This window comes from Bacillus sp. MZGC1 (assembly GCF_002998605.1).
In the GTDB taxonomy this organism is placed as follows: domain Bacteria; phylum Bacillota; class Bacilli; order Bacillales; family Bacillaceae; genus Bacillus.
In genome coordinates this window covers 39,506-59,224 of the sequence record NZ_PVRE01000003.1, presented here as the reverse complement: position 1 = coordinate 59,224, position 19,719 = coordinate 39,506, and the positions used below count along the sequence as shown (strand labels likewise).

Below are 19,719 nucleotides of genomic sequence, written 5' to 3'. Positions count from 1 at the left end.
GGAGAGGACTTTGATGGATCAATATCAAGTATTTGTCGGAAAATGGAAAAAACTAACCGGGGTGGATCTGAATTTATATAAAGAAGCACAAATGAAACGAAGATTAACGTCACTTTATGATAAAAAAGGATATAGAGATTTTGAAGCATTCGCGGTTGCCCTTGAAAAGGATAGAGCACTATTAGATGAGACGATGGATCGAATGACGATCAATGTGTCAGAATTTTACCGAAACTATCAGCGCTGGGAAGTGCTTGACCAAAAAATTCTTCCGCTGCTTTCGAAAAACAGCGGCACCCTAAAAATATGGAGTGCAGCATGTTCGACAGGAGAGGAGCCGTATACACTCTCAATGCTTCTATCAAGCCATCCGCTCGTGAAGGACTTCCAAATTATTGCAACTGATATTGATGATAAAGTTCTGCAATCAGCTCAAAAAGGAAGATATCATGAACGATCATTGCAAGAGGTACCAGATCAAATCAAGCAAAAATATTTCACAAAAGAAGATTCTTCATTTTACACTGTGAAGGATGATGTGCGAAAGCACATTCAATTTAAGAAGCACAACCTTTTAGCAGATCCTTATGAAAAACAGCTTGATCTTATCGTGTGCCGAAATGTCCTCATTTACTTTACAGAAGAGGCAAAAGAAGAGATTTACTTGAAAATGAGCAGCAGTTTAAAACCAAATGGCGTATTATTTGTGGGTTCTACTGAACAAATTTTTCACCCAGAAAAGTTTGGACTGACATCTGCTGATACTTTCTTTTATCAAAAGAAGGGGTTGTAGCTGACTTTTTAGTAGTAAGTGTGTTATCATAGTTTTACTTAAAAGCGTTAATGCGATGAAGGGAGATCAAGTCATGAGATACTTAACAGCAGGTGAATCACATGGTCCACAATTGACCACAATTATTGAAGGCGTTCCAGCGGGACTTTACATAGAGCAGGATGACATCAATTATGAATTGGCTAGAAGACAAAAAGGTCACGGCCGCGGGCGAAGAATGCAGATTGAAAAAGACCAAGCGAAAGTGTTAAGTGGTGTTCGCCACGGGAAAACATTAGGTTCTCCTATTGCACTTGTCGTTGAAAACAACGACTGGAAGCATTGGACAAAGGTGATGGGGGCAGAGCCGATCACAGAAGAAGAAGAGAGTGAAATGAAGCGTCAAATTTCACGCCCTAGACCAGGACATGCGGATTTAAATGGTGCGATTAAATATGGACATCGTGATATGCGAAACGTATTAGAGCGTTCATCAGCCCGCGAGACAACCGTTCGCGTAGCAGCAGGCGCAGTCGCCAAACAAATCTTGGCTCATCTAGGAATCAAGGTAGCTGGCCACGTTCTTGAAATTGGCGGAGTGAAAGCAGCTCATACGACATATAAATCGATTGAAGATTTGCAAAAGGTAACGGAAGAGTCGCCTGTTCGCTGCTACGACAGTGAAGCAGGTCAAAAAATGATGGATGCCATTGATGAAGCGAAGAAAAACGGTGATTCAATTGGCGGAATTGTTGAAGTTATCGTTGAAGGAATGCCGGTTGGAGTCGGAAGCTATGTTCACTATGACCGCAAATTAGACAGCAAGCTTGCAGGTGCTGTTCTGAGTATCAACGCTTTTAAAGGGGTTGAATTCGGTATCGGCTTCGAGGCGGCTTCTAAAAATGGCAGTGAGGTCCATGATGAAATCATCTGGGATGAAGAAAAAGGCTATACGAGAAAAACAAATCGCTTAGGCGGTCTTGAAGGCGGAATGTCAACTGGTATGCCAATTGTCGTAAGAGGGGTCATGAAACCAATCCCAACGCTTTATAAACCGCTTCAAAGCGTTGACATTGAAACAAAAGAACCTTTCTCCGCAAGTATTGAACGTTCTGACAGCTGTGCTGTTCCTGCCGCAAGTGTTGTCGCAGAAGCAGTCGTGGCTTGGGAAATTGCCAATGCTGTTGTTGAGCAGTTTGGTCTTGATCAAATCGACCGCATTAAAGAAAATGTTGAAAAAATGCGCCAGCTTCAGAGGGAATTTTAATGAAAACACTGGAAGTTAAGACGTCTTCAGCCACTTATCCTGTATACATCGGTGATGGGATTAAACGCAATATCGTCGACTTGATGACTTCCACGGGGCATTCCTATACGAAGCTCCTAATCGTTACAGATACAGCTGTTGATGCCATTTACGGTGATGAAATGGTTCGATTACTTAAGCAGAAGTGGTCTGTGCATAAAGTGGTTGTGCCAAGCGGAGAGCAGTCGAAATCTTTTGCTGAGTTTGAGCATATTCATACGAAGGCCATTCAGTTTCAGCTGGATCGCTCCTCGTGCATCATTGCGCTGGGAGGAGGCGTAATTGGGGATTTGGCTGGCTTTGTTGCTGCTAGTTATATGAGAGGCATTGATTTTATTCAAGTGCCGACGACGCTGCTGGCACATGACAGTGCAGTTGGCGGGAAAACAGGGATTAACCACCCGCTCGGTAAAAATTTAATCGGTGCATTTCATCAGCCGAAAGCTGTGATCTATGATACGAGTATGCTTGAGACACTATCTCAAATTGAAATGAGGTCAGGCTTTGCTGAGGTCATCAAACATGCCCTCATTTCAAGTGAAGACTTTTTATCAGAACTGATGTCCATTCGTTCTTTGGCGGAATGTTCAAAGAGCGAGCTGGCACATATGCTGTATCAAGGGATTCAAGTCAAAGCGTCGATTGTTCAAAAAGACGAAAGAGAACAAGGCGTGCGTGCATTTTTGAATTTAGGTCATACACTTGGGCACGCCATTGAAGCAGAGTATGGATACGGCGTTATCACGCACGGAGATGCTATTGCAATCGGCATGCAGTTTGCGCTATATGTGAGCGAAAAGAAGCTGGGACTCAGCCTCAATCGGATGGAACTAAAAAATTGGATGAAAGAACTCGGATTCCCGGTACAAGTCACTCAAAACATTTCCACGAAAACATTTGTTGACCGAATGATTGGTGATAAAAAGGCAAGAGGCGGAACCGTTCAATTTGTTTTATTAAAACAGGTTGGAGACGCTGTCTTGCAGTCTTTCACAAAAGATGAGCTGCATCACTGGCTCGAAGAATGGAAACGGGAGGAGGGATGTCTATGATGTTTCGCGGGATACGTGGGGCTACAACTGTGACAGAAGATACAGAAACAGAAGTGTTAAACAAAACGAAACAGCTGCTAGAAGCGATTATTTCAAGAAATCAAGTAGATCCAGAACGTGTCGTGCAGATCTTAATTTCAGCTACACAAGATATTCACTCCGTTTTTCCGGCAAAAGCCCTTCGTCAGTTTGAAGGATGGACGTATGTGCCTGTTACTTGTATGCAGGAGCTGGACATTCAAGGCGGTCTAAAGCATTGCATTCGCGTTTTAATGACGGTCCAAACAGACACAAAGCAGGAAGATGTGCAGCATGTGTACTTGGAAGAAGCTGTGACGCTTCGCCCTGATTTACAGTTGACAAAAAACAAGGAATTATAATACGATATGAACAGCCGAAGTTTACACACAGGTGTAAACGGCATTGCAAGCTTAGAGAAGATGAGAATGAGACTAGGGTAGTTGAGATGAGTAGAGTTGAGCAGAGATACGATACGTCTATTTCATCATACTGCCTAAAAGAGCAACCCTCTTTTAGGCTTATTTCGTATACTCATACAAACCCTCTATATGTCCCCTCATTCTCCTTAATCCCATTTAAGGAGTGTGCTTATGAATTCCCAATCAAACCTGACCCAATTTTTAAGGGACAGCGAGTCCCACAAAACAATCCCGATTGTTGAAACCATTACAGTTGATACGCTCTCACCGATTCAAATTGTCGAAAAACTCAAGCAAGATATTGTGTATCTGCTAGAAAGCAGAGACGAGTCTTCTAGCTGGTCGAGATATTCCTTCATCGGATTACATCCTTTTTTAACCTTACACGATGACCAAAACCAATATATTGCACGTGACGCTGCAGGGCAGGAAGTCATGAAAAAGCAAGAACTGAAAGACTTACTAGACTGGATGAAAGAGCAATACCAAATCAAGACACCAGATGTTGACATCCCATTTACAGGCGGGGCAGTTGGGTACTTAAGTTACGATCTTATTCCAAGTATTGAACCTTCTGTCAGGCCACACCTAAGCGCATCAACGACAGACAATTGTACTCTATTTGTCTGCCAAACGATGATTGCCTTTGATCATGAAACTAATCATGTTCATTTTATCCAATACACCCAGCTGACCGGAAATGAAACAGAAGACGAAAAAATACAAGCTTATAAAGAAAATCAAAAGCGGCTTGAACAGATGATTCACAAGCTCCATACAAAGATTGATATGAAAGAACTGATTTTATCAGGGAATATGAACGAATCACCGTCCTTTGAACATGTGACGTCAACCTATGAAAAAGCGCAATTTTTAAAGGACGTAGAAAAAATCAAAGAATACATTCGAGCAGGTGATATTTTTCAAGGCGTCCTCTCACAACGCTTTGATATCCCAGTGTCAGTGAGTTCATTTGAATTATACCGCGTGCTTCGCATTGTGAATCCATCTCCATACATGTATTTTATGAAATTAAAAGACCGCGATTTAGTCGGAAGCTCGCCAGAACGATTAATCCATGCCAAAAATGGGCACTTAGAAATTCACCCCATTGCAGGCACAAGAAAACGAGGAAAAACAAAAGAAGAGGACGCTGCGCTTGCAAGAGAGCTGTTAGAGGATGAGAAAGAAAAAGCAGAACATTACATGTTAGTAGATCTAGCCAGAAATGATGTCGGCCGCGTAGCAGAATACGGCAGTGTGTCTGTACCGACCTTTACAAAAGTTGTGAACTTTTCACATGTCATGCACATCATCTCCATTGTGACAGGGAAGCTAAAGCAGGATACACACCCAGTCGATGCGCTCATGTCCGCTTTTCCTGCAGGCACATTAACAGGGGCACCGAAAATAAGAGCGATGCAATTATTAAATGAAATGGAGCCTGAGCCAAGGGAAACGTATGGCGGCTGTATTGCCTATATTGGGTTCGACGGCAATATCGACTCTTGTATTACCATTCGCACCATGAGCATCAAAGATCAGACCGCTTCCATACAAGCAGGCGCTGGCATTGTCGCAGATTCTGTTCCAGAAAATGAATGGGAAGAGACTTGTAACAAGGCAGGAGCGCTTCTGAAGGCCATTCAGCTTGCTGAACATATTTTCTCAGAAAAGGAGAGTGTGCAGGATGAATCAGCGACTTTCAGCTCTTGTTAACGGAGGCTTCCTATCAGAAAATGAAGCCCATAGGCTAATGCATGATATGATGAGCGGATCTTTAACAGATGCTGAAGTCGCTGCAAGTCTATCGATTTTAGCGCACAGAGGAGAAACCGCTGAAGAAATGACAGGCTTCGTGAGGGCCATGCGGCAAAAGGCAGCACCAGCGGAAAGATCGCTCGATGTCGTTGACACATGCGGTACAGGAGGCGATGGACTCTCTACATTTAATATATCAACTGCAGCTGCCATTGTGGCTTCCGCCGCTGGTGCTAAAATCGCAAAACACGGAAATCGTTCAGTCTCTTCTAAAAGCGGAAGTGCCGACGTGCTAGAGTGTCTTGGCATTCACATTCAATCCACTCCAGAAGAAACGAGAAGACAAATACAAGACAAAAACATGGGCTTTTTATTTGCACCACTGTACCATTCATCTATGAAACAAGTAGCAGCAGTCCGTAAGCAGCTTGGCTTCCGGACGGTATTTAATCTATTAGGACCGCTTTGCCACCCGATGCAAGCCAAAAAGCAAATCATCGGTGTGTATGCAAAGGAAAAGGCGAAATTAATGGCGGAAGCCCTTGCCCCATTAGAGCCAGAGCATGTCTTGTTTGTATGCGGGGAAGACGGGCTGGATGAATTAACGATTACAGCAAATTCATATGTGATTGAACTCAAAAAAGGTGCCATGACAGAATATACGCTAAACCCAGAAGACTTTGGACTGGAAAAAGGATACTTATCAGATATTCAGGTCCAATCACCGGAAGAGAGCGCAAAATTGATTCAGAATATATTGAATCATCAAACAGAAGGGGCGCCGCTTCATATTACAGCTCTGAATGCCGGAGCGGCTTTATATATCGCAGGCAAGTCTGAAAGCCTCATGGCAGGAACATTAAAAGCATTAGAAACGATAAAAAACGGAGCAGCCAAAGAACAATTGGCTCGTTTAAGACAAAAAACGAAAGAGGAAGAGATCTATGCTTAATCAAATCATTGCACGCAAAAAAGAACATATCCAAACGTTGGAGTTACCTGATGATGGACACTATGAAAGACGATCATTTAAAGAAGCACTGATGAATCCTCACCGTTCGATTGGGCTCATTGCTGAGGTGAAAAAGGCATCTCCTTCCAAAGGAATCATTCAGCCGAATTTTGATCCTCTGCAAACAGCAAAAGCATACGAAAAATCGAATGCTGATTGCTTATCAGTCTTAACAGATGAACCATTTTTTCAAGGGAAGAACGAGTATCTTTCCTTAATTAAAGAACACGTCGGACGTCCAATTTTAAGAAAAGACTTTATCATCGATTCCATACAGGTAGAAGAGTCAAGACGTATCGGTGCAGATGCCATTTTATTAATTGGAGAAGTGCTTGAACCGAAACAGCTGCATGAACTCTATGTTGAAGCGAAGGAAAAAGGACTAGATATTCTTGTCGAAGTTCATGCAGCAGATACACTGGAACAAATCTTAAACCTATTCACCCCTGAAATCATTGGCGTGAATAACCGAAATTTAAAAACATTTAAAACAACAGTTGAGCAAACAAAAGAGATTGCACCACTTGTTCCAAAGGATGTCTTACTAGTAAGTGAAAGCGGTATTCAGACATTTGATGATCTGACCTTTGTTAAAAAACATGGAGCGAGTGCTGTCCTTGTAGGTGAATCATTAATGAGAAAACCCTCACAAGAAAAAGCCGTCCAGACGTTGTTTGGTGAATGATCACGATGAAGCCTTTTTTAAAATATTGCGGAGCGGTCTCACTAGAAGATGTAGAATGCATTGCGCAATCTCAAGCAGATGCGATCGGGTTTATTTTTGCTCCAAGTAAAAGACAAGTCGATCCAGAACAAGTGAAACAATGGCTCACCGAGTCGCAGTGTGAGAAAGAGATTACGGGTGTATTTGTAAATGAAAACATCCAAAAAGTGTGTGACATCACAAAGCATATTCCTTTAGATATCGTGCAGCTGCATGGAGATGAAACACGAGAGGATGCAAAAGAAATAAAACAACAAACAGGAGCGATTGTGTGGAAAGTCTTTCACCACGAGCCCGATGTAAAAGAAACACTCGATAAAATGACGGCATTTGCGCCGTTTGTCGATGGCTTCCTCATTGATGCGAAAGTAAAAGGGATGAGAGGTGGTTCTGGCACAGCTTTTACATGGGAAGCGGTACCTGTATACATTCAGCAGGCAAAACGACTGGAGAAAACATGTATCATTGCAGGCGGAATAACACCAGAAACGCTGCCAGAGCTGCTTGCCTATGGCCCAAAAGCGATCGATCTTTCAAGCGGCATAGAAGAAAACGGGAATAAAAGCAGCGCTAAGATCAAAGCGCTCGAAGAAAGGATGTTAAACGATGTACGCATATCCAAATGAGCTTGGCAGATATGGAGAATTTGGAGGGAAATTTGTTCCTGAGACGCTCATGCAGCCGCTCGAAGAAATCGAACAAGCATTTAACGAATTAAAAGAAGACCCTGCTTTTGAGCAAGAGTATCTTTCCCTTTTGCAAAACTATTCAGGCAGACCGACTGCGCTGACATATGCTGATCAATTGTCAGCATACCTCGGCGGCGCAAAAATCTATTTAAAAAGAGAAGATTTAAACCATACAGGCGCTCATAAAATCAACAATGCACTTGGGCAGGCCCTGCTCGCAAAAAAAATGGGGAAATCGAACATCATTGCGGAAACAGGCGCAGGACAGCACGGAGTAGCAGCTGCAACGGTGGCCGCAAAATTTGGATTATCCTGCACAGTATTTATGGGAAAAGAGGATGTGGAAAGACAATCACTCAATGTATTCCGAATGAAGCTCCTTGGCGCTGAGGTTATACCTGTCACAAGCGGGAACGGCACATTAAAAGATGCAACCAACGAAGCGATTCGTTACTGGGTCCAGCACTGCAGTGATCATTTCTATATGATCGGCTCAGTTGTAGGACCTCACCCGTATCCCCAAATCGTCAGTGAGTTCCAACGGATGATTGGTGATGAAGCAAAAGAGCAGATACTTAAAAAAGAAGGCAGGCTCCCACATAAAGTCATTGCTTGTGTCGGCGGCGGAAGTAATGCCATTGGAATGTACCGAGCGTTTTTAGATGAAGAGATTGATATTATTGGTGTAGAAGCCGCTGGAAAAGGAATCGATACGCCGCTTCATGCAGCAACCATTACGAAGGGGACAAAAGGGGTCATTCATGGATCTTTGACATATTTAATCCAAGACGAATTTGGCCAAATTATTGAGCCCTATTCCATTTCAGCTGGTTTAGATTATCCTGGGATCGGGCCAGAGCACGCATATTTACATGCGAGCGGCCGGGTTCAATATGTGAGTGCTACAGATCAAGAAGCACTGGATGCGCTAAAGCTGCTGACGGAAAAGGAAGGAATCCTGCCAGCGATTGAATCAGCACATGCTTTAGCCAAGGCGTTTGAGATGAGCAGGACGATGAATGAAGATGAAATCGTCCTTGTCTGCCTGTCAGGAAGAGGAGATAAGGATGTGCATACATTAATGAATGTGCTTGAAAGTGAGGGCAAAACCAAATGATCACATTTCAATTAGAGCAAGGCGAGAAGTTATTCATCCCATTTATCACGGCAGGAGATCCGTCAGAAGAAGTCACGATTGATTTAGCTGTGTCCCTTCAAGCAGCCGGTGCACATGCGATTGAACTAGGTGTCCCTTATTCCGACCCGCTAGCGGACGGTCCTGTCATTCAAAGAGCCTCCAAAAGAGCTCTAAATCATGGCATGAATATCGTAAAAGCGATAGAATTAGCAGGGAAGATGAAAAAAAATGGTGTAAAAATTCCTGTAATTCTATTTACGTATTATAATCCTGTGTTACAATTAGACACAGAATACTTTTTCGCTTTACTGCGCAAAAATCATATTTCGGGACTCTTAACACCCGACTTGCCGTTTGAAGAGAGCAGTGAGCTGCAAAAGAACTGTCAAACTTATGACATTTCATATATTTCGCTCGTTGCACCAACCAGCAAGGAACGATTAGTAAACATTGTAGAGCAGGCAGAAGGTTTTGTGTATTGTGTTTCATCTCTTGGTGTAACAGGTGTCAGACAAACCTTTGACGAATCGATTACTGATTTTATTCAACAAGTGAAACAGCTGAGTCACATACCGGTTGCGGTCGGTTTTGGCATCTCAACAAGAGAGCAGGTAGACTCAATGAATAAACTGAGTGACGGTGTCGTTGTAGGCAGTGCACTTGTGAAAAAAATTGAAGAACTTCAAGATCAATTGTTAGCAAGTGATACACGTCAAGAAGCTTTAAGAGAATTTGAAACCTATGCAAAAACATTTAGTCCCCTCTATTCATTCAAATGAGGTGAAACTTTTGCAAATCAAAGATCAATTAAAACAACTAAAACCGTATCAGCCTGGGAAACCAATTGAAGAGGTCAAAAAAGAATATCAATTAGACAAGATTGTGAAATTGGCTTCAAATGAAAACCCTTTTGGATGTTCCTTACATGCAAGAGAGGCGATACAAGCTGAGCTCGAACATTTAGCGATCTATCCAGATGGATACAGCGCAAGTTTAAGAACGGAGCTTGCTGAGTTTCTTCAAGTAAATGAAAAACAATTAATATTCGGGAATGGCTCAGATGAACTTGTGCAAATTATTGCTAGGGCATTCCTTGACCAACATACAAATACCGTCATCCCAGCTCCATCTTTTCCGCAATACCGTCACAATGCCGTCATTGAGCAGGCAGAGATTCGAGAGGTGCCGCTTTTAGACGGAGGAGCTCACGATCTGAAGGGCATGCTGGATGCGATTGATGAGAACACGAAGGTCGTCTGGGTATGCAACCCGAATAACCCGACGGGAAATCATTTGTCAGAATCTGAGCTTGTGGCGTTTTTAGACCAAGTACCAGCTCATGTGCTTGTTGTACTAGATGAAGCATATGTCGAATACGTTCGTGCGGAAGACTTTCCGAACAGCTTATCTTTATTACATTCCTATCAAAATGTCATCGTACTCCGAACGTTTTCAAAAGCGTATGGACTGGCTGCACTTCGAGTAGGCTATGGCATTGCGTCAGAAGAGTTGATTACTGCGATTGAACCAGCGAGAGAGCCGTTTAATACGAGTCGTATCGCTCAGGCAGCTGCACGTGCAGCGATAAAAGATCAGGATTTCATTCAATCTTGCAGACAGAAAAATGAAGCAGGTCTCAAGCAATATCAAGAATTTGCTGACCGTTTTGGACTTTTTATTTATCCGTCTCAAACAAACTTCGTGCTGATTGATTTTAAGAGAGATGCAGATGAATTATTCAATGCATTATTGAAAAAAGGCTACATTGTTCGTTCTGGTAAAGCACTTGGTTTTCTGACTTCTTTACGTATTACGGTCGGAACAATGGAGCAAAATGCAGAAATTCTAAGTACACTTGCCGATTTAATGCAAGGCATTCGTGCGTAGCATAACCATAAAGTCATATCCTAAGGCAGGATATGGCTTTCATTGTACCAACCTCATATACATATAAGCTGTTGAAATGGCTTTTTTAATTTTCGTGAAAAAACAGGTGATGAACATGAATGATGCAAACGAAACAATATTAATCGCTGGACTTGGCTTAATTGGAGGTTCCATCGCACTGTCGATTAAAAAAGAGTATCCCCATAAAAAAATTGTAGGATACGATGTGTCCAAAGAACAAATGGTTGCGGCAACAAAGTTGGGTATCATTGATTTAGCAGCTGATTCATTTGCGGCAGGTTTGGATGAATCTGCGACTATTATATTGGCAACACCAGTTCAGCAAACAGTCAAGATGCTTCGTGAGATTGCAAACTCTGGAATTGAGAGAGAGCTCACAATTACCGATGTTGGCAGCACAAAGCAAAAGGTCGTCCATTTTGCTGAAAAAACGCTTCCTAAGCACTACCAATTTATTGGTGGACATCCGATGGCAGGCTCTCATAAGTCAGGAGTCATTGCAGCGAAAGACTTTTTATTTGAAAATGCATTCTACATTTTAACGCCGGCAAAGGAAACAAATCGCCAGGCTGTTGATCGTTTGAAGGACTTGTTAAAGGGGACAAATGCTCATTTCATTGAGATGACTCCAGAAGAACATGATGGTGTAACAAGTGTGATTAGTCATTTCCCTCATATTGTTGCAGCCAGCCTTGTGCATCAAGCACATCATTTTGAAGAACAATTCCCACTTGTCAAACGGTTTGCTGCTGGAGGCTTTCGTGACATTACACGTATTGCTTCAAGCAATCCTGCAATGTGGCGAGATATCCTTCTGCACAACAAAAACAAGATTTTAGACCGGTTCCATGAATGGAAAAAAGAGATCGACCGCATTGAGACCTTTGTACAGCAAGAAGACGCTGAAGGCTTGTTCTCTTATTTTCAAGAGGCAAAGGAATATCGCGATGGACTTCCTCTTAGGAAAAAAGGTGCCATTCCTGCTTTTTATGACCTTTATGTGGATGTTCCAGATCACCCTGGGGTCATTTCGGAGATTACAGGGCATTTAGCAAATGAAAACATCAGTATTACGAATATCCGTATTATTGAAACGCGAGAAGACATTAATGGGATTTTGCGCATTAGTTTTCAAACAGATGACGACCGTAAGCGTGCAGAGATCTGTATAAAAAATAGAGCGAATTACGATACATTTTATGCTGACTGAGGTGACAAACATGAAAATTCATAAAAATGCTCCTATGAATGGAGTCATTCATATTCCAGGGGATAAATCCATTTCTCATAGATCAGTGATGTTTGGTGCAATTGCTGATGGGACTACAGTGGTGAAAAACTTTCTTCCTGGAGCCGATTGTTTAAGTACGATTGATTGCTTTAGAAAGATGGGCGTTGAAATTGAACAAAAAGGGACAGATGTTGTGATCCACGGTAAGGGACTGAAAGAGCTCAAGGAGCCGTCTGACGTCCTCGATGTTGGGAATTCTGGTACAACCATTCGATTAATGATGGGAATATTAGCTGGTTGTGAGTTTCACAGTACACTGATCGGTGATGAGAGTATTGCTAAAAGACCAATGCAACGAGTAACAGGTCCACTTAAACAACTGGGAGCGAAAATAGATGGCAGAGCAAACGGCGAGTATACGCCACTGTCTATTCGTGGCGGTCATTTAAAAGGTATCTCATATGAATCTCCGGTGGCAAGTGCCCAAATTAAGTCCGCTGTCCTTTTAGCGGGGCTTCAAGCAGAGGGAACAACAACATTAACTGAACCGCATAAATCAAGAGATCATACAGAAAGAATGCTCTCTATGTTTGGTGTAAAACTAGACGAAGATGAACAAAGTGTTTCCATTGAAGGCGGTCAAACATTAAAAGCAACAGATATATTTGTTCCTGGAGACATCTCTTCAGCTGCATTTTTCCTTGTTGCTGGATCTATTGTTCCTAACAGCCGGATTGTGTTAAAAAATGTCGGGCTAAACAAAACAAGAACGGGTATTATCGATGTACTGAAACAAATGGGTGCGAATCTTGAGATCAAAGAAGTAGATGCAAAAGACGGAGAACCGTATGGTGATTTAACGATTTCAACCTCTTCATTAAAAGGAATTGAAATTTCTGGTGACATGATTTCAAGACTCATCGACGAAATCCCGATTATAGCGCTTCTAGCGACACAAGCAGAAGGAACAACGATTATTAAAGATGCTGCTGAGTTAAAAGTAAAAGAGACCAATCGAATTGATACCGTCGTGTCAGAACTTAAAAAACTCGGTGCTGAAATTGAAGCAACTGATGATGGTATGAAGATTCATGGTAAAACCACACTTAAAGGCGGCGCTATCGTGTCAAGCTACGGAGATCACCGAATCGGTATGATGCTGGGGGTTGCTGCTTGCATCACAAAGCAAGCTGTTGAGATTGAAGATACAGATGCTGTTCGTGTATCATACCCGAATTTCTTTGAACACATTGAATACTTAACCAAAACAGTCTGAGGATGTCCTCAGGCTTTTTCTTTCCTTATGCATATTTGTAAGAAATATAGCATAGCTTGTCTCAAGATGAAACCTGGAAAAAAATCATTTTATCCGATAAAAAAATGAATTTCAGGTGCTTGCAGTTTACAAAACTTCCGTTTCGTAAAGGATGAAATGAAAAACAGTCTTTAAAACAAAAAAATGGGTTCATTTTAAAAGAGCAACATATTTGCTGGATGAGTACCTGTCGATTATGATATGAAGTAACAATAGTTTAGGTTTTTGGAAACAGAAAGGAACGGTTTGATTTGAATAGTTCATTACAAGAAGCCATAAAATTAGTTGAGGCGGGTGAGACTGAAAAAGGACTCCAAACACTTGCTCAGGCAGAAAATCATTTGCATGATGAAGAAAAGGCGCAGGCAGCTCAGTTATATTATGATTGGGGAGATATCGATAAAGCGCGGAATCTCATCAGTGATTTACATGATTTATATCCAGAGGAAACAGGGTTAACATGTTTTTATGCAGAGCTACTGATTGACTCTGATGAAGAAGAAAAGGCGATTTCGGTATTAGAGACGATTCCTGAAGATGATGATGCGTATCCAGAGAGTTTATTGTTAATGGCAGATTTGTATCAAATGCAAGGACTATTTGAAGTCAGTGAACAAAAGCTCTTAAAAGCGAAAGAACTGCTTCCAGATGAAGCCATCATTGATTTTGCGTTAGGTGAATTGTATTTTTCACAAGGTCTTTCAAAGAAAGCCGCCGACTATTTCTACAAAGTCGCAGATCAACAACATGAGGTTGGCGGCGTCAATGTTTACCAGAGACTCGCTGAATCACTCAGCACCGCTGGAGAATTTGAAGATGCGCTTGAATGGTACGAAAAGGCAGTAAAAGATCAAACAGACCCGAATACACTTTTTGGCTACGGATTTACAGCGATGAGGGCCGGCAGAACGAAAACAGCCATTCAGCAGCTTTCAGAACTAAAAGATATTGATCCGTCTTATTCGTCTCTTTATATGCCTTTAGCGAAAAGTTATGAGGAAGAAGGACTATATCAGGAGGCTTTAGAGGTAGTAAAAGAGGGTATTAAAATTGATGAGTATAACAAAGAATTATATTTATATGGTGCAAAGATTGACTTGAAAAATGGGGATTCAGAAGATGCGAAAAAGCTGCTTCAAGAAGCACTTGCTCTTGATCCGGGATATATTGAAGCGGTTCAAACATTGCTCGCGATCTATTTAAATGAAGAGCTTTTTGATGAAATCCTGGATGTCATTAAAGAGGTTAAAAGCTTTGGGGAAGATGATCCAAAATGGAATTGGTATGCTGCATCTGCTTCTGTTGGACGAGAGGAATACAAAGAAGCAGCCGATTACTTCAAGCTGGCTCTGCCTGATTTTGATGAGGAGCGTGACTTTTTATATGAATACGCTTCGTTCCTTTTAGAAGAAGGCAGACAAAAAGAAGCATTGCCGCTATTACGCAAAGTTCTTCAGAAAGATGGCACGAATGAAGAAATCGAAGAAACGATTTTAAGAATTGAAGACGAAATTTCCTTATAGTTTGCAGGAATGAAGAACTGGTTTGTTGAATAATTCATGTATAGCAATTTAATTTACGATAGAGGAGGGAATAACATGCAGACCCCTGTTTCTGTCAATGAAAAGAAGGAATTCATCCGGTGGTTTTTAAACCATTATCAGCTAAAACGAAGAGAGTGTGTTTGGATATTAAATTATTTAATGAGTCACGACTCTTTGATGGAAAAGGTTCATTTTGTAGAGCAAGCAGAATTTTGCCCAAGGGGAATCATTATGTCAACACACTGTGTGGATGAAGTTCCCTTTAGATTTTATAAAGAAAACATCATGACGACAGATGCTGAAAAGTCATTTCATGATATTCGTTTGAATAAACAGCAAGATTTGTTTATTCAATTGAATTTCCGTTCTGCTTATCGTTCGCCGGAATATGCAGCTGTGCTTGAAACAAATCCTCATATTCCAAAGGATCTTTATGAGAACGAAAAAGATAAGGATCTTGCGGAGAAAGTGCTTGAACACTCGATCGCAACGTTCCAAAAAGAACGGCTTATGAAAGAGATAGATGAGGCACTTGACCGTCATGATCAAGAAACATTTAATAAGTTAGCAAAAGAATTAAGCCTATTGTCATAAACTGAACGAATAAGCCTTGCCCTATACAGGCAGGGCTTATGTCATGAAAGAGGGGAAATTGATGAAGTTTCAAGCGGAGGATGCGGATCGCTTTTTGCAATCTAAAGATTACATTGATACCGCTATCATTCCAATAGTTGGAATAGATGCGAATCAAATCAAACAAACTGTATCTTTAGGTGAGTTTACCATTCTTGTAGCAGAGGAACTTGAAAGGCAGCTGAAAGGGCGGGTCTTTCTTTTTCCACCACATACATATGTAGAGATCAATGATCGAAAACTAGAAGACATCTTTACGATGAAGCAGTCGCTAGAAGATCATTTTCAGCATGTCGTGTTGATCTCATCTGATCATCAATGGAAAGAGCATGCGGCGGTTAGTGAAGCGCTATTTTTGTTAAAGCCGGTTCCGCTCGAGCATTTAAAGGTAGAATTAAAGCAAAAAATCGTTCAAGACAGTGTAGAACAAATTTTGAACTTTTTGTTACAAAAGTGGAACCCTTCATAAAAACCCTTACATTTGCATTGTACATAGCTTTTTAGGCTGTTGACCTTGTGAATAGATTGATATATTATGAGGGTGTCCTAGTTTTATGAAATTTTTTCTAATTCAGTTATAAAGTAGCTGACGACCTGAGGGGGGGAGAAAAAAATGAGCGAGAAGAGACATGGAGTGTCCAGGCGTCAATTTTTGAATTACACGTTGACCGGCGTGGGGGGATTTATGGCCGCTGGAATGCTCATGCCTATGGTTCGCTTTGCGCTTGACCCTGTGCTAAAAGGAACAGAGGATCAGGATATGGTTCAAGTTGTCAGTGTAGATGAACTGACGAAGGAACCGAAGCGCTTTGACTTTAAAATTGATCAAGTAGATGCATGGTATGAGTCAAAGGAATCTAGGTCAGCATGGGTGTACAAAGAAGGGGATGAAATTGTCGCTTTATCGCCAATCTGTAAACATTTAGGATGTACAGTGAACTGGAACAGTGATCCGAAAAATCCAAACAAATTTTTCTGCCCATGCCACTATGGGCTGTACGACAAGGATGGTACAAACGTACCCGGAACTCCACCGCTTGCACCGCTTGACCATTATAAGCAGCAAGTGAAGGACGGATACCTCTATCTTGGAAAAGCTGTGCCGAAAGGGGAAGGGTAACGATGCTTAACAAGATTTATGATTGGGTAGATGAGCGGCTAGACATTACACCAATATGGAGAGATATTGCGGATCATGAGGTGCCAGAGCATGTCAATCCAGCACATCATTTCTCCGCTTTTGTGTACTGTTTTGGCGGTTTAACGTTTTTTGTGACAGTCATTCAAGTCCTTTCGGGCATGTTTTTAACGATGTATTATGTGCCGGATATTAAAAATGCCTGGGAATCTGTCTATTATTTGCAAAATGAAGTGGCATTTGGTCAGATTGTCAGAGGGATGCACCACTGGGGTGCGAGTCTAGTCATTGTCATGATGTTTTTACATACGCTAAGGGTCTTTTTCCAAGGGGCGTATAAAAAGCCTAGAGAGCTGAACTGGATTGTTGGTGTGCTCATTTTCTTTGTGATGCTTGGACTTGGTTTTACAGGATATCTCTTGCCATGGGATATGAAGGCGCTATTTGCGACGAAGGTTGGTCTTCAAATTGCAGAAGCCACACCATTCATTGGAAAAGAGATCAAAACGCTGCTTGCAGGTCATCCTGACATTGTAGGGGCACAAACGCTGACGAGATTTTTCGCTATCCATGTCTTTTTCTTGCCAGCGGCATTATTTGGGCTGATGGCTGCCCACTTTATTATGATTCGTAAGCAAGGAATTTCTGGACCGCTATAAAAAAAGTTGCGTTTGATGAATGTTCAATGAGGAGGGGATGACTTTGCATAGGGGAAAAGGGATGAAGTTTGTCGGAGACTCCAGAATTCCGGCAGAAAGAAAACCTAACATACCTAAAGACTATTCCGAATATCCGGGAAAAACAGAAGCCTTTTGGCCGAACTTTCTTTTAAAGGAATGGCTTGTAGGTGCCGTTTTTTTAATTGGATTTCTTGTCCTAACTGTTGTTCATGCACCTCCGCTTGAGCGGATGGCTGATCCAACAGATACCGGCTATATTCCGCTGCCAGACTGGTATTTCCTATTCTTGTACCAGTTATTAAAATATGAATTTGCTGCAGGAGGCTATACAGTAGTTGGCGCGATGATTATGCCTGGAATTGCGTTTGGTGCACTTTTGCTCGCACCATTTCTTGATTCTGGTCCTGAACGCAGACCGTATAGAAGACCGGTTGCAGTGGGGATGATGATCCTTGCAGTCGGCGCAGCAACATATTTAACGTGGGAGTCTGTTGCTACTCATGATTGGGAAGCAGCGGCGAAGCAAGGTGAAATTAAGAAAGAAGCAGAGATTGATACCTCAGCGGAAGAGTATAAAATTTATCAGGAGCAGACATGTATCTCCTGTCACGGGGATAACATGCAGGGCGGAGCAGCCGGACCGTCACTTGTTGACAACGGTCTTGCACCTGAGGAGATAGCTAAAATCGCTGTTGAAGGAAAAGGCAACATGCCTAAGGGTATCTTTAAAGGTAGCGATGAAGAACTTGAAAAGCTTTCTAAATATTTATCTGAAGTCAAATCTAAATAATTCAGTTGTTTAAATGCAAGTACAAGGATATACTCAAAAGAGAAAAAGCTGGCGCTGTCAGCTTTTTTCTGATTTTAACAGATCGTGAGTGAAGAGACGTATGAGATGGATTCAATATCTGCTAGCCACGCGCTACATGCTTGTGCTAGTCCTGATGATCAATTTCCTTGGCACTGTGTACGGCTACTATTGGTATATTCCTCAGCTTGTAGAGACGCCGGCTATCTTTTTAGCTTTTGTTCCAGACAGCCCAACGGCAAGCTTTTTCTTTTTATTTGTACTACTTGCGTTTTTGATGAAACGAAACGCTCCTTATTTTGAAGCACTTGCCCTTGTGACCTTGATTAAGTACGGGTTATGGGCTGTAGGAATGAATATCTTTGTGCTTTTATCTGTTGATGACTTTCCGTGGGAAGGATACATGCTGATTGGGTCTCACTTTGCGATGGCGGTTCAAGCTGTATTGTTTGCACCGTATTATCGTTTTAAAATGCGTCATTTGGTGATAGCCGGCATATGGATTTTACATAACGATGTGATTGATTATGTATTTGGTATGATGCCGCGTTATTCTATGCTGTCTGCCTATTCAAACGAGATCGGCTATGTCACGTTTTGGTTAAGTATTGCCGTTCTTCTTGTTTCGTATTATCTCGTCCTATCGAAAAAATCGGTCAAGCTTGAACTCCCTTAACAATATTGGTCTAACCTTGTCCTTTTCTTCATACGCTGTATGGAGAAGGGCTAGGAGGGACTTGCATGAAACGAAAGCCAATCGCGATGATTCTATTATTTTTTCTCGTATTACAGCCATCTGTTGCCAAAGGCGAGGAAACAGCCGCTAACGTGCTGCAAGAATTAACGGAACTATCAGATTCAATCTTTCAATTAACGAGACAAGCTAAATATGATGAGGCGTTACAGGTCGCATTGTATGTTGAAAAGACATTTAAAGCTGAGAATTGGCGTGGTACTCTGACAAATACGCAGATTCGGCAAATTACACTTGGCTATCAAGATATTATAAAAGGGCTGCCGCAGGAAGAATTGAATGAGCGCGAAAAGCTTCGTTATGCCTCTCAGTTTAGAATGCTGCTTGATGCGATCCAGTCAGACTCTGAGCCTCTTTGGGGTTCGCTGGAGAAGCCCATTATGGGGTCTTTTCCTACTTTGAAAAAAGAAGTGAAGGATCCGGAGTCGACGACGTTTTATGAAACTTGGAATGAGCTGGTTTCTTTATACGATATGATATACCCTAGTTTAACCATTGATATTTCGCCTGAAAAGCTGCAAACGATTAAGCAGCATATGGAAGTGATTGAGCAAGGTGAATTTTTAAAAGCATCAAGTGGGACAAAGCTTGAGCGTCTCACGAAGCTCGAAGAGGATTTATCGAGTGTGTTTGCTCACGTCGATCAAGATGAAGCTGATCCATCGCTTTTATGGGTCATTTTAACAACAGGGAGTATCATTTTATTAACGTTAACGTATGTTGGGTTTCGGAAATACCGTGCTGAAAAAGAGAAGAAGCAAAAGCGTCAGGCTGATTATCCGAAATCATAAAAAAAGAAGCACCATTTTTGGGC

The 19,719-nt window shown here is 41.8% G+C and carries 21 protein-coding genes; all 21 read left to right on the top strand.

Translation table 11 applies throughout. The features are described from left to right. The first annotated feature begins 13 nt into the window (after positions 1-13). The 21 genes from C6Y06_RS09605 (at position 14) to ypjB (ending at position 19,696) form a co-directional block, all read left to right on the top strand. A complete protein-coding gene (locus tag C6Y06_RS09605) occupies positions 14-793 on the top strand; it encodes a CheR family methyltransferase (RefSeq protein ID WP_060596746.1) in 780 nt (259 codons plus the stop codon). Between the two features lie 73 nt (positions 794-866). After that, positions 867-2,039 carry a chorismate synthase gene (aroC, locus tag C6Y06_RS09600; protein ID WP_060596745.1) on the top strand — a complete coding sequence of 391 codons (1,173 nt, stop codon included), beginning with the start codon at positions 867-869 and terminating at the stop codon, positions 2,037-2,039. Next, positions 2,039-3,130 carry a 3-dehydroquinate synthase gene (aroB, locus tag C6Y06_RS09595; RefSeq protein ID WP_060596744.1) on the top strand — a complete coding sequence of 364 codons (1,092 nt, stop codon included), beginning with the start codon at positions 2,039-2,041 and terminating at the stop codon, positions 3,128-3,130. Before aroC ends, aroB begins: the two co-directional genes overlap by 1 nt. Next, positions 3,127-3,510, top strand: coding sequence for a chorismate mutase (gene aroH, locus C6Y06_RS09590; RefSeq protein WP_034661065.1), 384 nt, complete (start codon positions 3,127-3,129; stop codon positions 3,508-3,510). The genes aroB and aroH overlap by 4 nt, the downstream gene beginning before the upstream one ends. Positions 3,511-3,741: 231 nt before the next feature. Beyond that, positions 3,742-5,289 carry an anthranilate synthase component I gene (gene trpE / locus C6Y06_RS09585; protein ID WP_106036829.1) on the top strand — a complete coding sequence of 516 codons (1,548 nt, stop codon included), beginning with the start codon at positions 3,742-3,744 and terminating at the stop codon, positions 5,287-5,289. After that, a complete protein-coding gene (gene trpD / locus C6Y06_RS09580) occupies positions 5,261-6,283 on the top strand; it encodes an anthranilate phosphoribosyltransferase (protein WP_060596742.1) in 1,023 nt (340 codons plus the stop codon). Before trpE ends, trpD begins: the two co-directional genes overlap by 29 nt. Beyond that, positions 6,276-7,028: an indole-3-glycerol phosphate synthase TrpC gene (gene trpC / locus C6Y06_RS09575; protein WP_106036828.1), complete on the top strand. Its 753-nt coding sequence runs from the start codon at positions 6,276-6,278 to the stop codon at positions 7,026-7,028. The genes trpD and trpC overlap by 8 nt, the downstream gene beginning before the upstream one ends. Before the next feature lie 5 nt (positions 7,029-7,033). After that, entirely contained in the window at positions 7,034-7,693 is a 660-nt protein-coding gene (locus C6Y06_RS09570) for a phosphoribosylanthranilate isomerase (protein WP_106036827.1), read from the top strand. After that, entirely contained in the window at positions 7,674-8,873 is a 1,200-nt protein-coding gene (gene trpB / locus C6Y06_RS09565) for a tryptophan synthase subunit beta (protein ID WP_034661059.1), read from the top strand. The genes C6Y06_RS09570 and trpB overlap by 20 nt, the downstream gene beginning before the upstream one ends. Continuing rightward, on the top strand, positions 8,870-9,673 hold the full coding sequence (gene trpA / locus C6Y06_RS09560; RefSeq protein ID WP_095285333.1) for a tryptophan synthase subunit alpha: 804 nt from the start codon (positions 8,870-8,872) through the stop codon (positions 9,671-9,673). The genes trpB and trpA overlap by 4 nt, the downstream gene beginning before the upstream one ends. 10 nt (positions 9,674-9,683) lie before the next feature. After that, positions 9,684-10,781 (top strand): histidinol-phosphate transaminase, encoded by a 1,098-nt coding sequence (gene hisC, locus C6Y06_RS09555; protein ID WP_106037003.1) that lies wholly within the window; start codon positions 9,684-9,686, stop codon positions 10,779-10,781. Between the two features lie 115 nt (positions 10,782-10,896). After that, positions 10,897-12,012, top strand: coding sequence for a prephenate dehydrogenase (locus tag C6Y06_RS09550; RefSeq protein WP_060596839.1), 1,116 nt, complete (start codon positions 10,897-10,899; stop codon positions 12,010-12,012). A 10-nt stretch (positions 12,013-12,022) separates the two neighbouring features. Then, positions 12,023-13,309, top strand: a complete 1,287-nt coding sequence (gene aroA, locus C6Y06_RS09545; RefSeq protein ID WP_060596737.1) for a 3-phosphoshikimate 1-carboxyvinyltransferase — start codon at positions 12,023-12,025, stop codon at positions 13,307-13,309. Positions 13,310-13,599: 290 nt separating this feature from the next. Continuing rightward, positions 13,600-14,871 carry a tetratricopeptide repeat protein gene (locus C6Y06_RS09540; RefSeq protein ID WP_106036826.1) on the top strand — a complete coding sequence of 424 codons (1,272 nt, stop codon included), beginning with the start codon at positions 13,600-13,602 and terminating at the stop codon, positions 14,869-14,871. A 75-nt stretch (positions 14,872-14,946) separates the two neighbouring features. After that, entirely contained in the window at positions 14,947-15,486 is a 540-nt protein-coding gene (locus C6Y06_RS09535) for a ReoY family proteolytic degradation factor (protein ID WP_008344562.1), read from the top strand. 61 nt (positions 15,487-15,547) lie between these two features. Then, complete coding sequence (locus C6Y06_RS09530; RefSeq protein ID WP_034661055.1) at positions 15,548-15,994, top strand: YpiF family protein; 447 nt, start codon at positions 15,548-15,550, stop codon at positions 15,992-15,994. 144 nt (positions 15,995-16,138) lie between these two features. Then, entirely contained in the window at positions 16,139-16,645 is a 507-nt protein-coding gene (locus tag C6Y06_RS09525) for a ubiquinol-cytochrome c reductase iron-sulfur subunit (RefSeq protein WP_007500911.1), read from the top strand. 2 nt (positions 16,646-16,647) lie between these two features. Continuing rightward, positions 16,648-17,322, top strand: coding sequence for a menaquinol-cytochrome c reductase cytochrome b subunit (gene qcrB, locus C6Y06_RS09520; protein ID WP_003215804.1), 675 nt, complete (start codon positions 16,648-16,650; stop codon positions 17,320-17,322). Between the two features lie 43 nt (positions 17,323-17,365). Next, positions 17,366-18,133, top strand: a complete 768-nt coding sequence (locus C6Y06_RS09515; RefSeq protein ID WP_003215888.1) for a menaquinol-cytochrome c reductase cytochrome b/c subunit — start codon at positions 17,366-17,368, stop codon at positions 18,131-18,133. 100 nt (positions 18,134-18,233) lie between these two features. Continuing rightward, a complete protein-coding gene (gene lhaT / locus C6Y06_RS09510) occupies positions 18,234-18,827 on the top strand; it encodes a lipoprotein heptaprenylglyceryl N-acetyltransferase LhaT (RefSeq protein ID WP_106031059.1) in 594 nt (197 codons plus the stop codon). Between the two features lie 65 nt (positions 18,828-18,892). Beyond that, positions 18,893-19,696: a sporulation protein YpjB gene (gene ypjB, locus C6Y06_RS09505; RefSeq protein ID WP_066030732.1), complete on the top strand. Its 804-nt coding sequence runs from the start codon at positions 18,893-18,895 to the stop codon at positions 19,694-19,696. The last annotated feature ends 23 nt before the right edge of the window (positions 19,697-19,719 follow it).